Genomic DNA, 18365 nt, shown 5'->3' with positions numbered 1-18365 from the left:
GCGGCGCCACGTCGCTGCGGATGGAAAACAAAGAGCCCGGCGGTGCCGGGCTCTTTTGATCATCACCAAGCGAGGCAGGCTCAGCCGTCCAGCATCGCCTTGTTGCGCACCGCGCCCTTGTCGGCGCTGGTGGCGAGGAGGGCGTAGGCCTTGAGCGCCGTGGTCACCTTGCGGGCACGGGGCTTGGCCGGCTTCCAGCCAAGCTTGTCCTGCTCGATGCGGCGGTGGGCCAGCTCTTCGTCCGAGACCAGCAGGTTGATGCTGCGGTTGGGGATGTCGATGAGGATCTTGTCGCCGTCGCGCACCAGGCCGATGGCGCCGCCCGAGGCCGCTTCCGGCGAGGCGTGGCCGATCGACAGGCCCGAGGTGCCGCCGGAGAAGCGGCCGTCGGTGAGCAGGGCGCAGTCCTTGCCGAGGCCCTTGGACTTCAGGTAGCTGGTCGGGTAGAGCATTTCCTGCATGCCCGGGCCGCCCTTCGGGCCTTCGTAGCGGATGATGACCACGTCGCGCGGCTTGACCTCGTCGTTCAGGATGCCCTTGACCGCGGCGTCCTGGCTCTCAAATACGCGGGCGTTGCCTTCGAACACGTGGATGGATTCATCCACGCCGGCGGTTTTCACCACGCAACCGTCCAGCGCGATGTTGCCGTAGAGCACGGCCAGGCCGCCTTCTTGCGAGTAGGCGTGTTCGACCGAGCGGATGCAGCCGTTGGCGCGGTCGTCGTCCAGCGTGTCCCAGCGCGTCGACTGGCTGAAGGCCGTCTGCGTCGGGATGCCGGCAGGCCCGGCGCGGAAGAAGGTATGCACCGCTTCGTCGGTGGTCTGGGTGATGTCCCACCGGGCGATGGCCTCGGCCATGCTCGGGCTGTGCACGGTCGGTACGTCGGTGTGCAGCAGGCCGCCGCGGGCCAGCTCGCCGAGGATGGAGAAGATGCCGCCGGCACGGTGCACGTCTTCCATGTGGTACTTCTGGATGTTCGGCGCCACCTTGCACAGCTGCGGCACCTTGCGCGACAGCGCGTCGATGGCGCGCAGGTCGAAGTCGAGCTCCGCCTCCTGCGCCGCGGCCAGCAGGTGCAGGATGGTGTTGGTCGAGCCGCCCATGGCGATGTCCAGCGTCATGGCGTTCTCGAAGGCGCGGATGTTGGCGATGTTGCGCGGCAGCACCGACTCGTCACCCTCGCCGTAGTAGCGCTGGCACAGCTCGACCACGAGGCGCCCGGCGCGCAGGAACAGCTGCTCGCGGTCGGCATGGGTGGCCAGCGTCGAGCCGTTGCCCGGCAGCGACAGGCCGAGGGCCTCGGTCAGGCAGTTCATCGAGTTGGCGGTGAACATGCCCGAGCAGCTGCCGCAGGTGGGGCAGGCGCTGCGTTCGTACTCGGCGACCTTTTCGTCCGAGGCGCAGTCATCGGCGGCGATGACCATGGCATCCACCAGGTCCAGCCCGTGATTGGCGAGCTTGGTCTTGCCGGCTTCCATCGGCCCGCCGGAGACGAACACCACCGGGATGTTCAGGCGCAGCGCGGCCATCAGCATGCCGGGGGTGATCTTGTCGCAGTTGGAGATGCAGACGATGGCGTCGGCGCAGTGGGCGTTGACCATGTACTCGACCGAGTCGGCGATGATCTCGCGCGAGGGCAGCGAATAGAGCATGCCGTCGTGGCCCATGGCGATGCCGTCGTCCACGGCGATGGTGTTGAATTCCTTGGCCACGCCGCCGGCCTTCTCGATCTCGCCGGCGACCAGCTGGCCGAGGTCCTTCAGGTGCACGTGGCCGGGCACGAACTGGGTGAAGGAGTTGGCGATGGCGATGATCGGCTTCTTGAAATCTTCGTCCTTCATGCCGGTGGCGCGCCACAGGGCACGGGCGCCGGCCATGTTGCGGCCGTGGGTGGAGGTTTTCGAGCGGTAATCGGGCATGACGGTTTCCTGGGGCTTTTCAGGTCGTTATGGACGTGAGCGCACGATGGGAGGGGCAGCGTCGCTGGCCGCGTATCGAGGGGGCGAAGGGGCGCGGGATCACCGCGAGCCTGGCCCGGGCTCACTGGCCCGCCGGAGGATGGATGGCGAGGGATGGCCGGGATTCTACGCCCGCTGTCCGCGGCGAGCCAAGGCGCGGCGATTGCCGGCGACCGGGCGCAGTCATCCCTGCGTTCGCCCCTTGGTGCGATGCCGTTCATCCCGATCTGCCCTTTGGGCGATGCCGGCGTGACGCGCCGGTCACGTAGGGTTCGTGTCGGGCGCACAGGCAGTCCGACGTTCGTCCGCACCGGGAGGGGCGGGGTCGGCCGGCGCCCGACGATCGCCTGCGAATGACCAGGGACGCGTGCAGTGCAGCCTGGCGCCTGGCGCCAGAGGGCGATGGCTCTTCTCACAAGCAGAAAAACAAAGAGGACACCACATGCTCGACCTTCGACTCGGGGCCCTTGCCGCCTCGCTCATGGCGCTTGGCGCCACCGCCGTGGCCGCACCGCTGCCCGATACCCCCGGTACGCCCTTTCCGGCTGTCTCGAACTTCGCGAATGATGGCCCCTACGCCACCTCCAGCGCCAGCGAAGGCCCGAGCTGCCGGGTCTATCGACCGCGCACCCTCGGCCAGAACGGCGTGCGTCATCCGGTCATCCTGTGGGGCAACGGCACCGGTGCCGGCCCCTCGACCTACGGCGGCCTGCTCACGCACTGGGCCAGCCACGGCTTCGTCGTGGCGGCGGCGGAAACCTCCAACGCGGGCACGGGCGAAGAGATGCTCGCCTGCCTCGACTATCTCGTGCAGGAGAACAACCGCACCTACGGCACCTACGCCAGCCGCCTGAACCTGGGCCGCGTCGGCACCTCCGGCCATTCGCAGGGCGGCGGCGGCTCGATCATGGCCGGCCAGGACGATCGGGTGCGTGTCACCGCGCCGATCCAGCCGTACACCATTGGCCTGGGCCATGACGTCTCGTCGCAGAGCAACCAGAACGGGCCGATGTTCCTCATGTCCGGCGGCGGCGACACCATCGCGTTCCCGTACCTGAACGCCCAGCCGGTGTATTACCGCGCCAACGTGCCGGTGTTCTGGGGCGAGCGGCGGTACGTCAGCCACTTCGAGCCGGTCGGCGACGGCGGGGGCTATCGCGGCCCGTCCACGGCGTGGTTCCGCTATCACCTGATGGATGACCAGAACGCGCGCGACACCTTCTACGGACGTTACTGCGGGCTGTGTACCGATCTGTTGTGGACGGAGGAGCGCAAGGGCATCGAGTGACGGTCACCCTCGCGCCTGCGGGCGCGAGGGTTTCTTCCGGTAACGCGGGGTTACCGTCGGTGCCGGTCAGCCCGGCAGCACGCGGCAGAGCAGGCTCTTGATGTAGCGCGTCTCGGGAATGGCCGGGTGCACGGGATGGTCCGGCCCCTGTGCGCCGCGCTCGATGAGCTGGCAGTTGCGGTCCAGGTGGCGCGCGCTGGAGAGCAGGATGTTCTGCAGGTCATCCTCGGGCAGGTGCATCGAGCAACTGGCGCTGACCAGCATGCCGTCCTTGTTGAGCAGGCGCATGGCCTGTTCGTTGAGGCGACGGTAGGCGGCCTCGCCGTTCTTCAGGTCCTTCTTGCGCTTGATGAAGGCGGGCGGGTCGGCGATCACCACGTCGAAGCGCTCATCGGCGGCCTTGAGTTCCTTCAGCGCCTCGAACACGTCGCCTTCGACGCAGGTCATGCGTTCGGCCAGGCCATTGAGTGCGGCATTGCGCTCGACGCCGTCGAGGGCAAAGCCTGAGGCATCGACGCAAAACACTTCACTCGCACCGAACGCTGCGGCCTGCACGCCCCAGCCGCCGATGTAGCTGAACAGATCGAGCACGCGCTTGCCCTGCACATAGGGCGCCAGGCGTGCGCGGTTCATGCGGTGGTCGTAGAACCAGCCGGTCTTCTGGCCCTGCATGACCGGCGCCTCGAACCTCACGCCGTTCTCCTCCAGCGGCACCCACTCGGGCACCTCGCCGTAGGCCAATTCGACGTAGCGTTCCAGCCCTTCGGCATCGCGCGCGCTGGAGTCGTTCTTCCACAGCACGCCGGTCGGCTTGACGACCTGCACCAGGGCGGCGAGCACGTCGTCGCGGTGGCGCTCCATCGTCGGCGAAGCGAGCTGCACGACGAGGACATCGAAGAAACGATCAACGACCAGGCCCGGCAGGAAGTCCGAGTCGCCGTACACGAGCCGGTAGCAGGGCTGATCGAACAGCCGCTCGCGCAGGCTCAGCGCGACGTTCAGGCGGTGCACCAGCAGCGACTTGTCGAGCGGGTGCTTGAGATCGCGCGACAGCAGCCGCGCGCAGATCAGGTTGTTCGGGGACACGCCGACGATGCCCAGCGGCTTGCCGCCGGCCGCTTCGAGGATCGCCTGGTCACCGGCCTGCAACGCGTTGAGCGGCGTCGCGGCGACGTCCACCTCGTTGCTGTAGACCCACAGGTGACCGGCCCGCAGGCGTCGATCGGCATTGGCTTTGAGGCGCAGGCTGGGCAGGGTCATGGAGGCGCTCCGGGTGAGGGGGCGGGCATTCTAAACGAGTGGCCTCGACAAGCCGAACTGGCGGGACAACCAAGGCGTGGCGACCCTGTGATCGCAAACGCCTGTCGCGAGGGCGGGCCTCCCGGTTACGCCGGACTGCCTGCGTGGGAGGCGCCCTCATGGCGATGGCCTGCCGTCAGGCCGCCAGCGCCTTGACCAGCGTCTGGCTGAAGGCCGGGATGTCGTCCGGCTTGCGGCTGCTGATCAGGTGACCGTCGACGACCACCTGCTGGTCGACCCACTCGGCGCCGGCGTTCTTGAGGTCATCGGTGAGCGACGGCCAGCTGGTCATCTTCTTGCCCTTGACCAGGTCGGCAGAGGCCAGCAGCCAGGCGCCGTGGCAGATCACGGCGATGGTCTTGTTCGCCCGCGCCGCGTCGCGCACCAGTTCCTGGGCCATCTCGTCCATGCGGATGGTGTCCGAATTGACCACGCCGCCGGGCAGCAGAATCGCGTCGTAGTCTTCGCTGTGGATACGGTCGAAGGTGTTGTCCACGGTGAACTCATCGGCCGGTGTGGTGTGGTTCCAGCCTCGGACCTTGCCGGTCTTGGCGGAAATGATCTCGGTCCTGGCGCCGGCCTGGTCGAGCGCCTCTTTCGGGCCGGTCAGTTCGACCTGTTCGAAGCCGTCGGTCACCAGGATGGCGATGCGTTTGCCGTTCAGGGATTGAGCCATGCGCAAGTCCTCCGCTGTCGTGATCAAAGGAAGCGCCACTGGGCGCCTCGTCCTTGAAATCCGACCGCCATCTCGGCCAAAGTTCGCAGCTTCCAGGGATGGCCTTTTGCCTTCCCCTCGCGCAGAGCCCCCCGATGGCCGTCGAACTTACCGCCGATCAGATTCGGCATGTGCTGCAGGGCATCAGCGTCCCGCCGCAACCGCAGATCATGGTCGACCTGCAGATGGAGCAGGTCATGCCGATCCCCGATCTCAAGAGCATCGCTCGCCTGATCAGCCAGGACCCGGGCCTGTCGGGCGCGCTGCTGAAGATCGTCAATTCGAAGTTCTTCGGCCTGTCCAACCGCATCGCGTCGATCCAGCAGGCGGTGAACCTGCTGGGCTGCGACTCGGTGATCAACCTGATCAACGCGCAGTCGATCAAGGGCGAGATGAGCGACGAGACCATCGTCACCCTCAACCGCTTCTGGGACACCGCGCAGGACGTCGCCATGACCAGCCTGACGCTCGCCAAGCGCATCGGCTACCAGGCGCCGGACGAGGCCTACACGCTGGGGCTGTTCCACGATTGCGGCATCCCGCTGATGATCAAGCGCTTCCCCAGCTACATGAGCGTGCTGGAAGAGGCCTACGCCAGCGCCAGCGCCGAGCAGCGGCTGATCGACATCGAGAACCGCGTCCTGTCGACCAATCATGCGGTGGTCGGCTACTTCACGGCCAAGTCGTGGAACCTGCCGCTGCACCTGTGCGATGCCATCGCCAACCACCACAACGCGCTCTCGCTGTTCCTCGACGATTCGGGGCGCGACGCGCAGATCAAGACACTGCTGGCGATTCTCAAGATGGCCGAGCACATCTGCGCCTGCCACCGGGTGCTGGGGGCGCAGGTCGAGGATTACGAGTGGGAAAGCATCGAGAGGCTGGTGCTGGAATATGTCGGCCTGTCCGACTACGACTTCCAGAACCTCAAGGAGAGCATCCGGGAACTGGGCGTCGCCTGACCGAACCGGGCGCGCTCATGGGGTTCCAAGCCAACCTGCCATGTCCATCGCCGAGGTAGCGCCGTGTTCCATCCCGAGTCCAGGCTCGCCGACTTGCTGTCCGCTCCGATGCGTCCGGGCCGCGTGGAGTGGATCGGCCTGCGCCCGGCGCGGCGTGCCGCGCTGGTCGAGGTCGAGCGGGCGACCGTCGAGCCGGGGCAGGGGCTGGTCGGCGATCGCTACGCCTCCAGCGGTCAGGGCCGTCGTCAGATCACGCTGATCCAGGCCGAGCATCTGGCGGCGATCGCCAGTTACCTCGGTCTGGCAGCCGTTTCGCCACAGGTGCTGCGGCGCAACCTCGTGACCCGCGGCATCAATCTCCAGGCCCTCAAGGGCAAGCGCTTTCGCATCGGCGATGCGCTGTTCGAGCACACCGGCGACTGCCACCCCTGTTCGCGCATGGAAGAAGTGCTGGGCGTCGGCGGCTACAATGCCGTGCGCGGCCACGGTGGCATCACGGCCCGCGTGCTGCAAGGCGGCACCGTCGCGGTGGGCGAGGAGCTGCGGGTCGAGCCCGAGCTGCAAGCACCCGCCGCGCCGCAGCAACAGCGGATGCCCTTTTGATCTGGCCGCCGACGACGCGGAATTTACCGGCGCACGGGTAATCACAGGTCACATGGGCCGTCTTCGGGCGGCAAGCATTCGGCGGGCCGCGCGCGTCGTGGCCGCCCACTGGTGGAGGAACCCCTATGGTCGACAAACTCACCCTCAGCGATGACGAATGGCGTCGCCGGCTTTCGCCCGAGGCCTTCAAGGTGCTGCGCCAGCACGGCACCGAGGCGCCGGGCAGCGGCTGCTTCCTGCAGACCAAGGAACCCGGCACCTATGTCTGCGCGGCGTGCCACAACCCCCTGTTCAAGTCCGGCGAGAAGTTCGAATCCGGCACCGGCTGGCCGTCGTTCACCCAGCCGCTGACCGCCGACTCGGTGACCGAGTACCAGGACCGCTCCTACGGCATGACCCGCACCGAGGTGCGCTGCGGTCGCTGCGACAGTCACCTGGGCCATGTCTTCCCGGACGGCCCGCCGCCGACCGGTCTGCGTTACTGCATGAACTCCGTGGCGATGGACCACGTGCCTGAAGGCCAGTCCCTCGAACTGGTGCGCCAGGGGGAGGTGTCGTGAGCCGCGAAGAGAGCCACATCATCACCCTGGGCGGCGGCTGCTTCTGGTGCGTGGAGGCTGTGTTCGGCAATCTCCGCGGCGTCGAGCGGCTCGTCTCGGGCTATGCCGGCGGACATGTGCCCAACCCCACCTACCGGCAGGTCTGCGAGAAGAACACCGGCCATGCCGAAGTGGTACAGGTGGCCTTCGATCCGCAGCAGATCAGCCTGCGCGAGCTGCTGGAAGTGTTCTTCACGACCCACGATCCGACCACGCCCAATCGTCAGGGCGCCGATGTCGGGCCGCAGTACCGGTCGATCGTCCTGTACACCGACGAGGCGCAGAAGCAGGTCGCCGAGAAGGTCATCGCCGATCTCGAGGCGCGCGGCCTGTGGGATGCGCCCGTGGTGACCGAGCTGGTGCCGCTGGAAGCCTTCTACCCGGCCGAGCCGGAGCATGACGACTATTACCGGCGCAATCCGTACCAGCCCTACTGCCAGGCGGTGATCGCGCCGAAGGTGGCGAAGCTGCGCGCGCTGCACCTGGACAAGCTCAAGGCCTGACGGTGCGACCGGCGGGCGCTTTTGCTATGGTCGCCGGCCCGCCACCCTTCGCTTGCCGCCATGCCTGAATTGCCCGAAGTCGAAACCACCCGCCGCGGGATCGAGCCGCATCTGCTGGGCCGTCGCATCGAGCGGGTGGTCGTGCGCGACCACCGCCTGCGCTGGCCGATACCCGAAGATCTCGACAGCCGCCTGTCCGGGCAGCGCATCGAACGGGTGGCGCGCCGCGCCAAGTACCTGATGCTCGAAGCCGAGGCGGGCACCCTGGTCGTCCACCTCGGGATGTCGGGCAGCCTGCGGCTGGTCGACGGCGCGCTCGAGCCGCGCAAGCACGATCATGCCGACCTGCTGCTCGATTCCGGGCAGGCGCTGCGCTACCACGATCCGCGTCGTTTCGGCGCGATGCTCTGGACCACCGATCCGCTGGCCCATCCGCTGCTGGCCAGCCTGGGGCCGGAACCGCTCGGCGACGACTTCGATGGCGACCGGCTGTACCGGCTGTCCCGCGGACGCAGCATGGCGGTCAAGCCGTTCATCATGGACAACGCCGTCGTCGTGGGCGTGGGCAATATCTACGCGACCGAGGCCCTGTTCGCCGCCGGCATCGATCCGCGCCGACCGGCGGGCGGCATTTCCCGTGCGCGCTACCAGCGCCTCGCCGAGGAAATCCGACGCGTGCTGGCCTATGCCATCGAGCGCGGCGGCACCACGCTGCGGGATTTCGTGGGTGGCGACGGCAAGCCCGGCTACTTCCAGCAGGAGCTGTTCGCCTATGGCCGCGGCGGCGAATTCTGCAAGGCCTGCGGCAGCACGCTGCGCGAGATCCGACTCGGCCAGCGGGCCAGCGTCTACTGCCCCCGCTGCCAGCGCTGAGCGGCGCCGGGCGGGCGTTTCGGCGGTGACGGCGTTCACGCTGACAAACCGTCGGCCGCTGTTATAGTGGCCGGCACAACAACCTGCCACGCTCGCCCATGCTGAGGGATCGCACCATGAACCTGTTCCGCACCACTGCCGCCGCCCTGGCGCTCACCGTTGGCCTGTCGGCGCTCCCGGCGCAGGCGCAGACCGTTCACCAGAACGTCAGTGGCGACCCCGCCTACGAAGTTGAGGCCCCGGCCGGTTACGCGATGGCCGGCGACCTGCTGATCGCCCGCCCGCTGCTGATCGCCGCGACCGCCATCGGCGCCGGCCTGTTCGTGATCAGCCTGCCGTTCTCGGCGCTGGGTGGCAACGTGGCCGAAGCGGGCCAGGCGCTGGTCGTCGAACCGGGCAAGGCCGCCTTCGTACGCTGCCTGGGCTGCACCAACAGCGGCTATCAGCACGACTGAACCAGCGCTGAACCGCTCCATGAAAAAGCCGGTCGATCGACCGGCTTTTTCGTTTCCGCTGGAAGGTTCACCGGTTGCGCTGACTACCGGCTGGCCGGGGCGGTGCGCAGGTCGCTCGCCGGAATCACCAGCGCCTCGCCCGCTCCCCGCGGGTCGCTCGCGGCCTGGACCGCGCCGGTGCGCTTGTCCCAATAGATGATCTGCTGGTTGCCATAGGCGCGCTCCAGCGGCTCGAGCCGGTGCCCCATCGCTTCCAGCGCCTGTCGTTCGCTGGCGCTGAAGGCACCCTCTTCGTACTGGATGACATCCGGCAGGTACTGATGGTGATAGCGGCGCGTCGCGGCCCAGGCGGGTACCGGCTCGCCGCCCAGGTAGGCGAGGGCGGAGAGCAGGTTCATGCTCGGAATCCGGCTGCCGCCCGGCGTGCCGAAACTCGCCAGGCCCTGCGGCCCTTCGATGAAGGTCGGGCTCATGCTCGACAGCGGCCGCTTGCCCGGTGCGATGAGATTGGCCCGGCTACCGGTCAGGCCATAGGCGTTGCTGGCGTCGAGGTCGGCGGCGAAGTCGTCCATCTGGTCGTTGAGCAGCACGCCGGTGCCCGGCACCGTGAAGGCCGCGCCGAACATCAGGTTGAGCGACACGGTGGCCGCGACGGCATTGCCGTCGGCGTCCATCACGACGAAGTGGGTGGTGTGGTCGCCTTCCCACCAGCGCGGCGCCGGCGGCAGCGTCGCGCTCGGCGTGGCGCGCCGCGGATCGACGCTGGTGGCGAGCTGGTCGAGGTGACGGTCGGACAGCAGGTGATCGACTGGCGAGGCGATGAAATCCGGGTCGCCCAGCAGGCCGCGATCGCGGTAGGCGCGGCGCAGCGATTCCACCACCAGGTGCACGCGTTGCAGCGGCGGCGCGGCGCGCCAGTCGAGCCGCTCGAGCAGCCCCAGGCTCTGCGCGATCGCGACGCCACCGGCGGAGGGCAGCGGGGCGCTGATCAGCCGGCGCTCGTCCGGCAGTGCGAAAACCAGCGGTTCCCGCAGGACGGTCTCGTACTGGGCCAGGTCTTCGCGCGTCCAGATGCCGCCCGCCTCGCGCACGCCGGCAACCAGTCGCTCGGCCACCGGGCCGGCATAGAAGCCGGCGTTGCCTTCGACGGCCAGCCGTTCGAGCGTGTCGGCCAGTTCCGGCTGGCGCAGGCGGTGGCCCAGCGGCGGGATGGCGCCGTCGAGCAGGAACAGGCGGGCGCTTTCTGCATCCCGTTGCAGCGCTTCGAGCCGCCAGCCGGCGCGCTCGCGATAGACCGCATCGACCGGGAAGCCCTCGCGCGCCAGGCGAATCGCCGGAGCGAGGCTGGCGGTCAGCGGGAGCCGGCCGTAGTCGTCGGCGAGCTGCACCCAGGCCGCCGGAAGGCCAGGAATGCCAGCCGCCAGCGGACCGTCCAGCGACAGTCGCGGATCGGCCTTGCCGTCGCGCAGGTACAGATCGGCCGTGGCGGCCAGCGGTGCTCGCTCGCGCGCGTCGAGGAATCGATAGGTCGCCGCTTCGCCGGCCTGGCGAAGCATGAAGAACCCGCCGCCGCCCATCCCGGAGCCGTAGGGCTCGACGACCGCCAGCGCCGCACCGATCGCTACCGCGGCGTCGAAGGCATTGCCGCCGTCGGCGAGGATCTGCGCGCCGGCCTCGCTGGCCAGTGGGTGCGCGGTGGCGATCGCCGCCTGCCCGGGCGCCTGGGCCTGGACGGCATTGGCGAGCAGCAGCGTCGCTGCAACGGTGAAGACAAGGGCACGCAGGCGCGCGAGCGGGCGCGGCGTGGAGCGGTGCACCGTCCCGCCAGCGCGGGGTTCGGGCAGGCGGGTCGGGCACTCGGGCATGGGTCAGGCCTTGGCGGTGATGATGAGGTACTTCTGCATCAACTGATCCTTGGTCTCGACGTTGGTTTCATCGAGCGGGATGCAGTCGACCGGGCACACCTGCTGGCATTGCGGCTCGTCGTAGTGACCGACGCATTCGGTGCACAGCTTCGGATCGATGACGTAGATTTCCTCGCCCTGCGAGATGGCGCCATTGGGGCATTCCGGCTCGCAGACATCGCAGTTGATGCAGTCATCGGTGATTTTCAGGGACATTCCGGGAGACTCCCGCCGCAGCGGCCGCGCGGCTCAAAGCGAAAACAACGCGCGATTTTGACGCATCGCCGCGCGCAGTGCACGCGGCGCGACGTCCGGCGGCGTCAGGCCTGCTTGTAGCGGTCGTGCAGCGCGTCCATCACCACCGGGTGGACGAACTTGCTGATATCGCCGCCGAGCCGGGCGATCTCGCGGATCAGCGTCGACGAGATGTAGGAATACTTTTCCGACGGCGTGAGGAACAGGCTCTCGACTTCCGGTGCCAACTGGCGGTTCATGTTGGCCAGCTGGAACTCGTATTCGAAGTCGGACACCGCGCGCAGGCCGCGCAGCAGGATGTTCGCGTTCTGCTCGCGGACGAAGTGCGCCAGCAGGCTGGAGAACCCCATCACTTCGACGTTCGGCAGGTGCCGGGTGACCTCCTGCGCCAGCGCCACCCGCTCCTCGAGCGAGAACAGCGGGTTCTTCCTCGGGCTGGCCGCGACCGCGATGATGACGTGGTCGAACAGACGTGACGCGCGCTCGACGAGATCGCCGTGGCCCTTGGTGATCGGGTCGAAGGTGCCCGGATACAACACTCGATTCATCGCAACGTCCTGAGGGGTCCGTGGGGGGAGGGATGGTAGCGGCTAGCGTCCGGCAGCGTAAAGCGCCGCCGGGTGCGGGCTCCAGCGCCGGCGATTCAGGCCCGCAGGCGTTCGGCGAGCAGGCTGGAGAGCCGGGCGGTGACGCCGTAGACCGACAGCTGCGGGTTGGCGCCGATGCTGGTCGGGAAGAGCGAGCCATCGTGGATCGAGAGGTTCTCGACCTGATGATGACGGCCCAGGCTGTCGACCACGGCGGTGCGTGCGTCCTCGCCCATCGCGCAGCCGCCCATCACGTGCGCGCTGCCCAGGCGGGTGCGGAACAGCTCCAGCGGCAGGTCGTCGATCAGGGCGCGCGCCTCGGCCAGCGAGCGGGCGTGGCGCGCCGCGTTGTGCAGCGGCAGTACCTCACGCGCGCCGGCCGCGAACTGGATGTCCGCCATGCTGTGGTAGGCCCGACGCAGGCCATCCCAGGTGTAGTCGGTCATGCGGTAGTCGAGCGTCGGCGAGCCGTCGTCGCGCAGCAGGACCGTTCCCTCGGCGCTCTCGGGATGGAAGCCGTCGCGCAGCAGGGCAATGAGCACGTTGGTGTGGGGGAGCTGTTCCATGCGCAGGGCGTTGTCGACGCCGAAGCGGCCGAGCAGCGTCGAGGCGATCGCCGGGTGCATCGGCGGCACTTCGAGCTTGTAGCCGATCGGGCCGTCGATTCCGCCCTGCCACTGGAAATGGTCGGAGTAGATCGATTGCGGCGCGCCGTAGAAAGGGTTGATGACCTCGTCGAAGAGCGCGGCCGAGAAATTCACCGGGTGCAGGAAGGTCCGCTTGCCGGTGCGTCCGTGCGGGTCCGGTGCGTCGGAACGCAGCAGCACCGCCGGTGTGTTGATGCCGCCGCCGGCGAGGATGTAATGCCGCGCCCGCACGACGATGCGACGCCCGTTCGGCGCCACGCAGCGGTCGTCCATGCCGAGGCATTCGAGCCAGTCCACCCGGTCACCGGCGAAATGCAGGCGCTCGGCGCGGGCGAGGTAGAGCAGTTCGCCGCCGTTCTCCAGCGTGGCGGGGACGGTCGTCACGAGCATCGATTGCTTGGCGTTGGTCGGGCAGCCCATGCCGCAATAGCCGAGGTTCCAGCAGCCGCGGACGTTGCGCGGAATCACCGCCCAGTCGTAGCCCAGGGCCTGGCAACCGGCGCGGATCACGTCGTTGTTGGCGTTGGGCGCGACGGGCCACGGTTCGATGCCGAGTCGCCGTTCCATGCGTTCGAACCAGGGCGCCAGGTCCTCGACGCCATGCCCGCGCACGCCGTGCGCATCGGCCCAGTGCGACAGCGTGGCGACGGGGGTGCGGAAGCTCGATGTCCAGTTCACCACCGTGGTACCGCCGACCGTCCGGCCTTGCAGGATGGTGATGGCGCCGTCCTTGCTCGTTCGACCGATCGCTTCCTGGTAGAGGCTCGGGTAGGCCTCCGCTTCCTGCATGTGGAAGTCGCGGCTGGTCTTGAGCGGGCCTTCCTCGATCAGCAGCACCTTGAAGCCGGCGGCGCTGAGCAGTTCCGCGCTGGTGCCGCCGCCGGCCCCGGTGCCGACGATGGCGATGTCGGCTTCGAGCGTCAGGTCGGCCTCCAGGCGGGAGCCGTCATGGGTTTTCCAGCCGCGGGCCAGGCCTTCGGCGAAGAGATCGGGTACGGGCATCGCGTTCTCCGGCGATCAGGTGGGCGAGGGCATTCAGACGGTCGGCGGGCCGGGGTAGCCGCAGGCCGCCCAGGCCTGTGGCTGGCTGTACCAGCTCATGAGGGTCAGCTGGAGCAGTGAGCTGTAGCCCTGCCGTAGCAGCATCAGCCGGCTGCCTTCCCAGCGTCCGAGAAAGGCGCGCACCTGTTCATCGGATGCGCTTGTCCAGTCGCCCCAGATGCCGGTCAGCGGCCCGCGTGTGACGGGCAGCGTCAGCAGGTCGAACAGTTGCAGCACCTGGGTGGCCAGCGCCGGGCTGAGGTGGGCGATGGCGCGGTCGATGCCGGCCAGCGTCGCGGCCGTCGCGTCAGGCGGGGCGGGGGGCGGGACGGCGCCGTCGAGGATCACCGGGATCAGCCGCCGCAGGAGCGGCAGGTCGCCGTCGCGCAGCTGGCTGAAGCCGGCGGCCGGTGCGTCGGCCGAGCAGCCGGTCAGGCTGGCGGTCAGGCCGACGGTCGCCAGCGCGGCGCCACCGAGCAGCCCGAACCGGAGCAGGTTGCGGCGTGAGGATGAGGCGGGTGCGGTCGTCATTGTTGTTATTACCGTCGGTTGCCTGTGGCGGCGGTCGTCAGCGCACGAAGAGCTTCTGGATCAGTCGTTGCAGCGGCCGGCCGTAGGGCGGATAGATCAGTCGCGCGGCGTTGAAGCGCTGCTTGCCGAGCACGCCCTTCGCCTTGCTGAAGGTGAGAAAGCCTTCGTGGCCGTGGTAATGCCCCATGCCCGACGGGCCGATGCCGCCGAAGGGGAGATCGTCCTGGGCGACGTGCAGCAGCGTGTCGTTGAGGCAGACGCCGCCGGAGTGGGTTCGCTCGATCACCCGCTGCTGCTCGCGTTTGTCGTAGCCGAAGTAATACAGCGCCAGCGGCCGCGGGCGTGCATTGACGTAGGTGATGGCGTCTTCGGGCCGGTCGTAGGGGACGATCGGCAGCAGCGGGCCGAAGATCTCGTCCTGCATGACGCGCATGTCGTCATTCACGTCGAGCAGCAAGGCGTGCGGCATGCGCCGGTCCTGGCCTTCGGCGAACAGCGGGACGATGCGCGCGCCCTTGATCTCGGCATCCGACAGGTAGCCGCGCAGGCGCGCCAGCTGTCGCTCGTTGATGATCGAGGTGTAGTCGGGGTTGTCGGTGAGTGTCGGGTAGAACCGCGCGACCACCTGCCGGTACGCCTCGACGAAACCCGCGACGCGCTCGCGCGGCACCAGCACGTAGTCGGGTGCGACGCACGTCTGCCCGGCGTTGAGCGTCTTGCCGAAGGCGATGCGCTCGGCGGCATCGGCCAGGGGCACCTCGTGCGAGACGATGGCCGGCGACTTGCCGCCGAGCTCGAGGGTCACCGGCGTGAGGTTGTCGGCGGCCGCGCGCATCACGTGGCGGCCCACCGCGGTCGAGCCGGTGAACAGCAGGTGATCGAAGGGCAGTTGCGAGAAGGCGATGCCGACCTCCGCGTCGCCGAGCACGACGGCGACCTGGTCCTCGGGGAAGATTTCGGCCAGCAGGGTCTTGAGGCGCAGCGAGGTCGCGGGCGTCGACTCGCTCATCTTGATCATCACGCGGTTGCCGGCGGCAAGGGCGCCGACCAGCGGCGCGATGGCGAGGAACAGCGGGTAGTTCCAGGGCACGATGATGCCGACCACGCCCAGCGGCTGGTAGACCACCCGCGCGCTGGCCGGCTGGAAGGCGAGGCCGACGCGCCGCCGCGAGGGCTTCATCCAGCTGCGCAGGCGTCGGCGGGCGTAACGAATGCCATGCAGGCAGGGCATCACCTCGGCGAGCAGCGTTTCGTCGGCCGAGCGGTTGCCGAAGTCCTCGCTGATGGCCTCGACCAGGCTGCGCTGGTTGACCTCGATGAGATGGCGCAGGGCTTCGAGCCATTGCAGGCGTTCGTCGGCGGACGGCATGGGCTGGCGGGCGAAGGCGGCGCGCTGACGTTCCAGCAGCGGCACGAGAAGATCCCGCGGCGACTGATGCGGCGCGAGGTAGCGGACGTCGGCGACCATGAGGCTGCTCCGGGCATGTTGTTCTGATTGGTCTGCGGAAGGTTTAGAGCAATTGCTCTAGTCTGTCAACGAACCCCGCCCCGGTGTACCTTTGGCCCTTCTTTCGCCGGCCGAGCAGCGTTTCATGCCCATGCCACCGTCACGTCCCAAGACCCGTGCGCGCATCGTCCAGGCGAGCCTGGCGCTGTTCAACGAGCAGGGCGAGCGCAGCGTCACGACCAATCACATCGCCGCGCATCTGGGCATCTCGCCGGGCAACCTGTACTACCACTTCCGCAACAAGCAGATGATCATCGCCGAGCTGTTCGCCGAGTACGCGGCGAGCGTCGACGACTTCCTGCGGCTGCCGGAAGGCCGCGCGCTGACCGTGGCCGACAAGACCCACTACCTCGAGTCGCTGCTCGATGCGATGTGGCGCTACCGGTTCCTGCACCGCGATCTCGAACACCTGCTCGCCGCCGACCCGGTGCTGGCCGAGGATTACCGCCAGTTCGCCCGTCGCTGCCTGGCGCACGCGCAGGCCATCTACCGCGGGTTCGTCGAGGCCGGCATCCTGTGCCTGGAGGAGGCGCAGGCCGAGGCGCTCGCGCTCAATGCGTGGATCGTGCTGACCAGCTGGGTTCGCTTTCTCGGCACCGTGCGCAGCGACGCCGCAACGCTGGACGAATCCATGCTGCGCCGCGGTCTGTACCAGGTACTGGCGCTCGAGGGCGGCTTCGTTTCGCCGCAGGCGGCGCCGGCGGTGCAGGCGTTGTACGCGCGGCTGCACGTGCCGCTGGAGCAGCTGTTCTGAACGCCTGGCGCGCCGGCTGGCTGGCATGCCTGCTGATGGCATCGCCGGCTGCACCGCGCGCCGAGGACGGGAAGCCGCCGATGACGGACTGGGAACAGGGCACCTACGTCTGGGACAGCCACGCGCTGCTCGATCCCGTGCGCCGCGAAGCCGAACTGGAGGCCTTGCAGCGTGCCGGCATGCGCCGCCTTTATGTGGGTCTCGACCTCGCGCAGACGCAGGACATCGCCCGCACCGGCGAGGCCGTGACGGCGCTCGAGGCGGCGGCTGATGCGCGGGGCATGAGCCTGAGCCTGCTGCTCGGCGATCCGCACTGGATGACCGAAGCGCGTCGCCCGCACCTGATCGAATTGCTGGCAAGTCTGCGCGAGCTGCCCTTCGATGCGCTGCATCTGGACCTCGAAGTCGAACAGCTGGGCTGGCCCGTGCCGGATGCGCGCGTCCAGGATTGGATGGACACGCTGCGTGACGTCTACGCGATGAGCCCCTGGCCGCTGGAAATCTCGGCGCACCATCGCTGGTTCGAGGCCGCCGAGCCAGGGGTGCCCTGCGTGCCCTGCGCGTTGCCGGTGGTGGGTGTGGAGCGGGTCAGCCTGATGCTCTACACGCGCAACGCCGACTACGCGGCCACGCGGATCGCCGAGATCGCCGAGCGCTGGCCCGGATTGCAGTTTCGGCTGGCGCAGAGCGTCGAGGACTTTCTCGCCCCTTACGAAACCTGGGACGGCGCCTCGCGCGCCGAGTTGGCCGAGCAGGTCGAGCGCTGGGCCGACAGGTTGCGCCCGCATGGCATCACCGGCATCGACTGGCAGGACTGGGCGGCCTTCCCGCCGCGCTGATCCGGTTCAGCTTTGCGCCAGGCTCGCCAGCCACGCGGGAATGCGGCGCTCCAGGTAGTAGCCGGGGCGCCATGGGGCACCTTCGACGAACCCGACATGGCCACCGCGCCGGTGCCGCTCGAAGCGCGTCGTCGGCGAAAGCTCCCGCTCCTCCGGCAGGCTGTGCGGGAACACGAACGGATCGTCCAGCGCCTGGATGAGCAGCGTCGGCACGGCGATCGCCCCGAGGTAGTAGCGGCTCGATGAGCGGCGGTAGTAGTCGTCGGCATCGGTATAGCCGTGCAGCGGCGCGGTGATGCGGCCGTCGAAATCCCAGAAGGTCCGCATGCCTTCGAGCGAGCCGAGACGTTGCAGGGCGGCGAAATGCTCGGTCAGGCCGTCGTGCCGGAACCGCTGCAGCTTGACCTGCACGTAGTCGACCATCGCGCGCATGAAGTGCGCCTGGTAGACGCGGGAGAAGCCAATGCCGATGCGGTCGGCGCACTGGTCCAGCCGAAAGGGCACCGACACCGCCGCGGCCCCGCGCAGCGGGCACTCGGCGCCGGTCTCGCCGAGGTACTTGAGCAGCACGTTGCCGCCCAGCGAATAACCCACCGCATACAGCGGCCGGCCGGGGTGCAGTGTCTGGAGATGGGCGATCACCTCGGCGAGGTCGTCGCTCGCGCCGGAGTGATAGGCGCGCGGCAGCAGGTTCGGCTCGCCCGAACAGCCGCGCCAGTTGATCGCCACGCTGGCCCAGCCCTGGGCAGCCAGGCTGCGCTGCATGCCGAGGACGTAATGCGAGTCGGAAGAGCCGGTCAGGCCGTGCAGCACGAGCGCCAGGGGCGCGTCGCCGGCCGCGTCGGCGTGCCAGTCGAGATCGAGGAAATCGCCGTCGGCCAGCCAGAGGCGCTCGCGGCGTCGGGCAAGCGCCTGGTGACGCCGACCGAAGGGCCCCCAGAGCGTTTGCAGGTGCGGTCCGGGCAGCCACCAAGCGGGCGCGAAGGGGGCGGTGTCTTCGGCGATCGAGTCGCTATTCGCAACCACCAGGCTCACGCCGGCACTC

Annotated in this window: 19 protein-coding genes; 9 read left to right on the top strand and 10 right to left on the bottom strand. The window is 68.5% G+C overall.

What is annotated here, in order from left to right:
• Positions 1 to 80: 80 nt before the first annotated feature.
• Positions 81 to 1919, bottom strand: coding sequence for a dihydroxy-acid dehydratase (ilvD, locus tag D7325_RS07350; RefSeq protein ID WP_120994899.1), 1839 nt, complete (start codon positions 1917 to 1919; stop codon positions 81 to 83).
• Between the two features lie 481 nt (positions 1920 to 2400).
• On the opposite strand from ilvD, the gene D7325_RS07345 reads away from it, so the two are divergent.
• Positions 2401 to 3246, top strand: a complete 846-nt coding sequence (locus tag D7325_RS07345) for a poly(ethylene terephthalate) hydrolase family protein (RefSeq protein ID WP_120994898.1) — start codon at positions 2401 to 2403, stop codon at positions 3244 to 3246.
• 66 nt (positions 3247 to 3312) lie between these two features.
• Here D7325_RS07345 and D7325_RS07340 read toward each other — a convergent pair whose 3' ends face one another.
• On the bottom strand, positions 3313 to 4506 hold the full coding sequence (locus D7325_RS07340) for a class I SAM-dependent rRNA methyltransferase (RefSeq protein ID WP_120994897.1): 1194 nt from the start codon (positions 4504 to 4506) through the stop codon (positions 3313 to 3315).
• A 175-nt stretch (positions 4507 to 4681) separates the two neighbouring features.
• Positions 4682 to 5221 (bottom strand): type 1 glutamine amidotransferase domain-containing protein, encoded by a 540-nt coding sequence (locus tag D7325_RS07335; RefSeq protein ID WP_120994896.1) that lies wholly within the window; start codon positions 5219 to 5221, stop codon positions 4682 to 4684.
• A gap of 134 nt (positions 5222 to 5355) precedes the next feature.
• On the opposite strand from D7325_RS07335, the gene D7325_RS07330 reads away from it, so the two are divergent.
• The 6 genes from D7325_RS07330 (at position 5356) to D7325_RS07305 (ending at position 9255) form a co-directional block, all read left to right on the top strand.
• On the top strand, positions 5356 to 6222 hold the full coding sequence (locus D7325_RS07330) for an HDOD domain-containing protein (protein ID WP_120994895.1): 867 nt from the start codon (positions 5356 to 5358) through the stop codon (positions 6220 to 6222).
• Between the two features lie 108 nt (positions 6223 to 6330).
• Positions 6331 to 6825 carry an MOSC domain-containing protein gene (locus tag D7325_RS07325; protein ID WP_120994894.1) on the top strand — a complete coding sequence of 165 codons (495 nt, stop codon included), beginning with the start codon at positions 6331 to 6333 and terminating at the stop codon, positions 6823 to 6825.
• Positions 6826 to 6950: 125 nt separating this feature from the next.
• Positions 6951 to 7385: a peptide-methionine (R)-S-oxide reductase MsrB gene (gene msrB, locus D7325_RS07320; protein WP_120994893.1), complete on the top strand. Its 435-nt coding sequence runs from the start codon at positions 6951 to 6953 to the stop codon at positions 7383 to 7385.
• Positions 7382 to 7927 (top strand): peptide-methionine (S)-S-oxide reductase MsrA, encoded by a 546-nt coding sequence (msrA, locus tag D7325_RS07315; RefSeq protein ID WP_120994892.1) that lies wholly within the window; start codon positions 7382 to 7384, stop codon positions 7925 to 7927. Before msrB ends, msrA begins: the two co-directional genes overlap by 4 nt.
• Before the next feature lie 60 nt (positions 7928 to 7987).
• On the top strand, positions 7988 to 8800 hold the full coding sequence (gene mutM / locus D7325_RS07310) for a bifunctional DNA-formamidopyrimidine glycosylase/DNA-(apurinic or apyrimidinic site) lyase (RefSeq protein WP_120994891.1): 813 nt from the start codon (positions 7988 to 7990) through the stop codon (positions 8798 to 8800).
• Positions 8801 to 8916: 116 nt separating this feature from the next.
• Positions 8917 to 9255 carry a multidrug transporter gene (locus tag D7325_RS07305; protein ID WP_120994890.1) on the top strand — a complete coding sequence of 113 codons (339 nt, stop codon included), beginning with the start codon at positions 8917 to 8919 and terminating at the stop codon, positions 9253 to 9255.
• Positions 9256 to 9338: 83 nt separating this feature from the next.
• Here D7325_RS07305 and ggt read toward each other — a convergent pair whose 3' ends face one another.
• The 6 genes from ggt to D7325_RS07275 form a co-directional block, all read right to left on the bottom strand.
• The gene (gene ggt / locus D7325_RS07300) at positions 9339 to 11120 is read right to left on the bottom strand and encodes a gamma-glutamyltransferase (RefSeq protein WP_120994889.1); all 1782 of its coding nucleotides are present in this window, start codon (positions 11118 to 11120) and stop codon (positions 9339 to 9341) included.
• Positions 11121 to 11123: 3 nt separating this feature from the next.
• Positions 11124 to 11375, bottom strand: a complete 252-nt coding sequence (locus D7325_RS07295) for a YfhL family 4Fe-4S dicluster ferredoxin (protein WP_120994888.1) — start codon at positions 11373 to 11375, stop codon at positions 11124 to 11126.
• Between the two features lie 104 nt (positions 11376 to 11479).
• Entirely contained in the window at positions 11480 to 11962 is a 483-nt protein-coding gene (gene coaD / locus D7325_RS07290) for a pantetheine-phosphate adenylyltransferase (protein ID WP_120994887.1), read from the bottom strand.
• A gap of 95 nt (positions 11963 to 12057) precedes the next feature.
• On the bottom strand, positions 12058 to 13650 hold the full coding sequence (locus D7325_RS07285) for a GMC family oxidoreductase (RefSeq protein ID WP_120994886.1): 1593 nt from the start codon (positions 13648 to 13650) through the stop codon (positions 12058 to 12060).
• A gap of 33 nt (positions 13651 to 13683) precedes the next feature.
• On the bottom strand, positions 13684 to 14220 hold the full coding sequence (locus tag D7325_RS07280; protein WP_120994885.1) for a twin-arginine translocation pathway signal protein: 537 nt from the start codon (positions 14218 to 14220) through the stop codon (positions 13684 to 13686).
• A 37-nt stretch (positions 14221 to 14257) separates the two neighbouring features.
• On the bottom strand, positions 14258 to 15688 hold the full coding sequence (locus tag D7325_RS07275) for a coniferyl aldehyde dehydrogenase (RefSeq protein WP_120994884.1): 1431 nt from the start codon (positions 15686 to 15688) through the stop codon (positions 14258 to 14260).
• Positions 15689 to 15818: 130 nt separating this feature from the next.
• Between D7325_RS07275 and D7325_RS07270 the strand changes: the two genes are divergently transcribed.
• Both D7325_RS07270 and D7325_RS07265 read left to right on the top strand, forming a co-directional pair.
• Positions 15819 to 16481, top strand: coding sequence for a TetR/AcrR family transcriptional regulator (locus D7325_RS07270; RefSeq protein WP_120995112.1), 663 nt, complete (start codon positions 15819 to 15821; stop codon positions 16479 to 16481).
• 80 nt (positions 16482 to 16561) lie between these two features.
• The gene (locus tag D7325_RS07265; protein ID WP_120994883.1) at positions 16562 to 17320 is read left to right on the top strand and encodes a hypothetical protein; all 759 of its coding nucleotides are present in this window, start codon (positions 16562 to 16564) and stop codon (positions 17318 to 17320) included.
• Positions 17321 to 17326: 6 nt separating this feature from the next.
• Here the strand turns inward: D7325_RS07265 and D7325_RS07260 are convergent, their stop codons facing one another.
• On the bottom strand, positions 17327 to 18355 hold the full coding sequence (locus D7325_RS07260; RefSeq protein ID WP_245962035.1) for a hydrolase: 1029 nt from the start codon (positions 18353 to 18355) through the stop codon (positions 17327 to 17329).
• Between the last annotated feature and the right edge of the window lie 10 nt (positions 18356 to 18365).

The organism is Stutzerimonas urumqiensis (assembly GCF_003640395.1).
Lineage (GTDB): Bacteria > Pseudomonadota > Gammaproteobacteria > Pseudomonadales > Pseudomonadaceae > Stutzerimonas > Stutzerimonas urumqiensis.
The sequence above is the reverse complement of the archived record's forward strand: the minus strand, read 5'-3'. Positions and strand labels throughout refer to the sequence as shown.

Coding starts and splice junctions, on each gene's coding strand:
- msrB (WP_120994893.1), top strand. CDS start 6,951: ATGGTCGACAAACTCACCCTCAGCGATGACGAATGGCGTCGCCGGCTT.
- D7325_RS07345 (WP_120994898.1), top strand. CDS start 2,401: ATGCTCGACCTTCGACTCGGGGCCCTTGCCGCCTCGCTCATGGCGCTT.
- D7325_RS07330 (WP_120994895.1), top strand. CDS start 5,356: ATGGCCGTCGAACTTACCGCCGATCAGATTCGGCATGTGCTGCAGGGC.
- D7325_RS07325 (WP_120994894.1), top strand. CDS start 6,331: ATGCGTCCGGGCCGCGTGGAGTGGATCGGCCTGCGCCCGGCGCGGCGT.
- D7325_RS07265 (WP_120994883.1), top strand. CDS start 16,562: ATGACGGACTGGGAACAGGGCACCTACGTCTGGGACAGCCACGCGCTG.
- D7325_RS07285 (WP_120994886.1), bottom strand. CDS start 13,650: ATGCCCGTACCCGATCTCTTCGCCGAAGGCCTGGCCCGCGGCTGGAAA.
- D7325_RS07305 (WP_120994890.1), top strand. CDS start 8,917: ATGAACCTGTTCCGCACCACTGCCGCCGCCCTGGCGCTCACCGTTGGC.
- D7325_RS07335 (WP_120994896.1), bottom strand. CDS start 5,221: ATGGCTCAATCCCTGAACGGCAAACGCATCGCCATCCTGGTGACCGAC.
- D7325_RS07280 (WP_120994885.1), bottom strand. CDS start 14,220: ATGACGACCGCACCCGCCTCATCCTCACGCCGCAACCTGCTCCGGTTC.
- ggt (WP_120994889.1), bottom strand. CDS start 11,120: ATGCCCGAGTGCCCGACCCGCCTGCCCGAACCCCGCGCTGGCGGGACG.
- D7325_RS07340 (WP_120994897.1), bottom strand. CDS start 4,506: ATGACCCTGCCCAGCCTGCGCCTCAAAGCCAATGCCGATCGACGCCTG.
- D7325_RS07275 (WP_120994884.1), bottom strand. CDS start 15,688: ATGGTCGCCGACGTCCGCTACCTCGCGCCGCATCAGTCGCCGCGGGAT.
- ilvD (WP_120994899.1), bottom strand. CDS start 1,919: ATGCCCGATTACCGCTCGAAAACCTCCACCCACGGCCGCAACATGGCC.
- D7325_RS07295 (WP_120994888.1), bottom strand. CDS start 11,375: ATGTCCCTGAAAATCACCGATGACTGCATCAACTGCGATGTCTGCGAG.
- mutM (WP_120994891.1), top strand. CDS start 7,988: ATGCCTGAATTGCCCGAAGTCGAAACCACCCGCCGCGGGATCGAGCCG.
- coaD (WP_120994887.1), bottom strand. CDS start 11,962: ATGAATCGAGTGTTGTATCCGGGCACCTTCGACCCGATCACCAAGGGC.
- D7325_RS07270 (WP_120995112.1), top strand. CDS start 15,819: ATGCCACCGTCACGTCCCAAGACCCGTGCGCGCATCGTCCAGGCGAGC.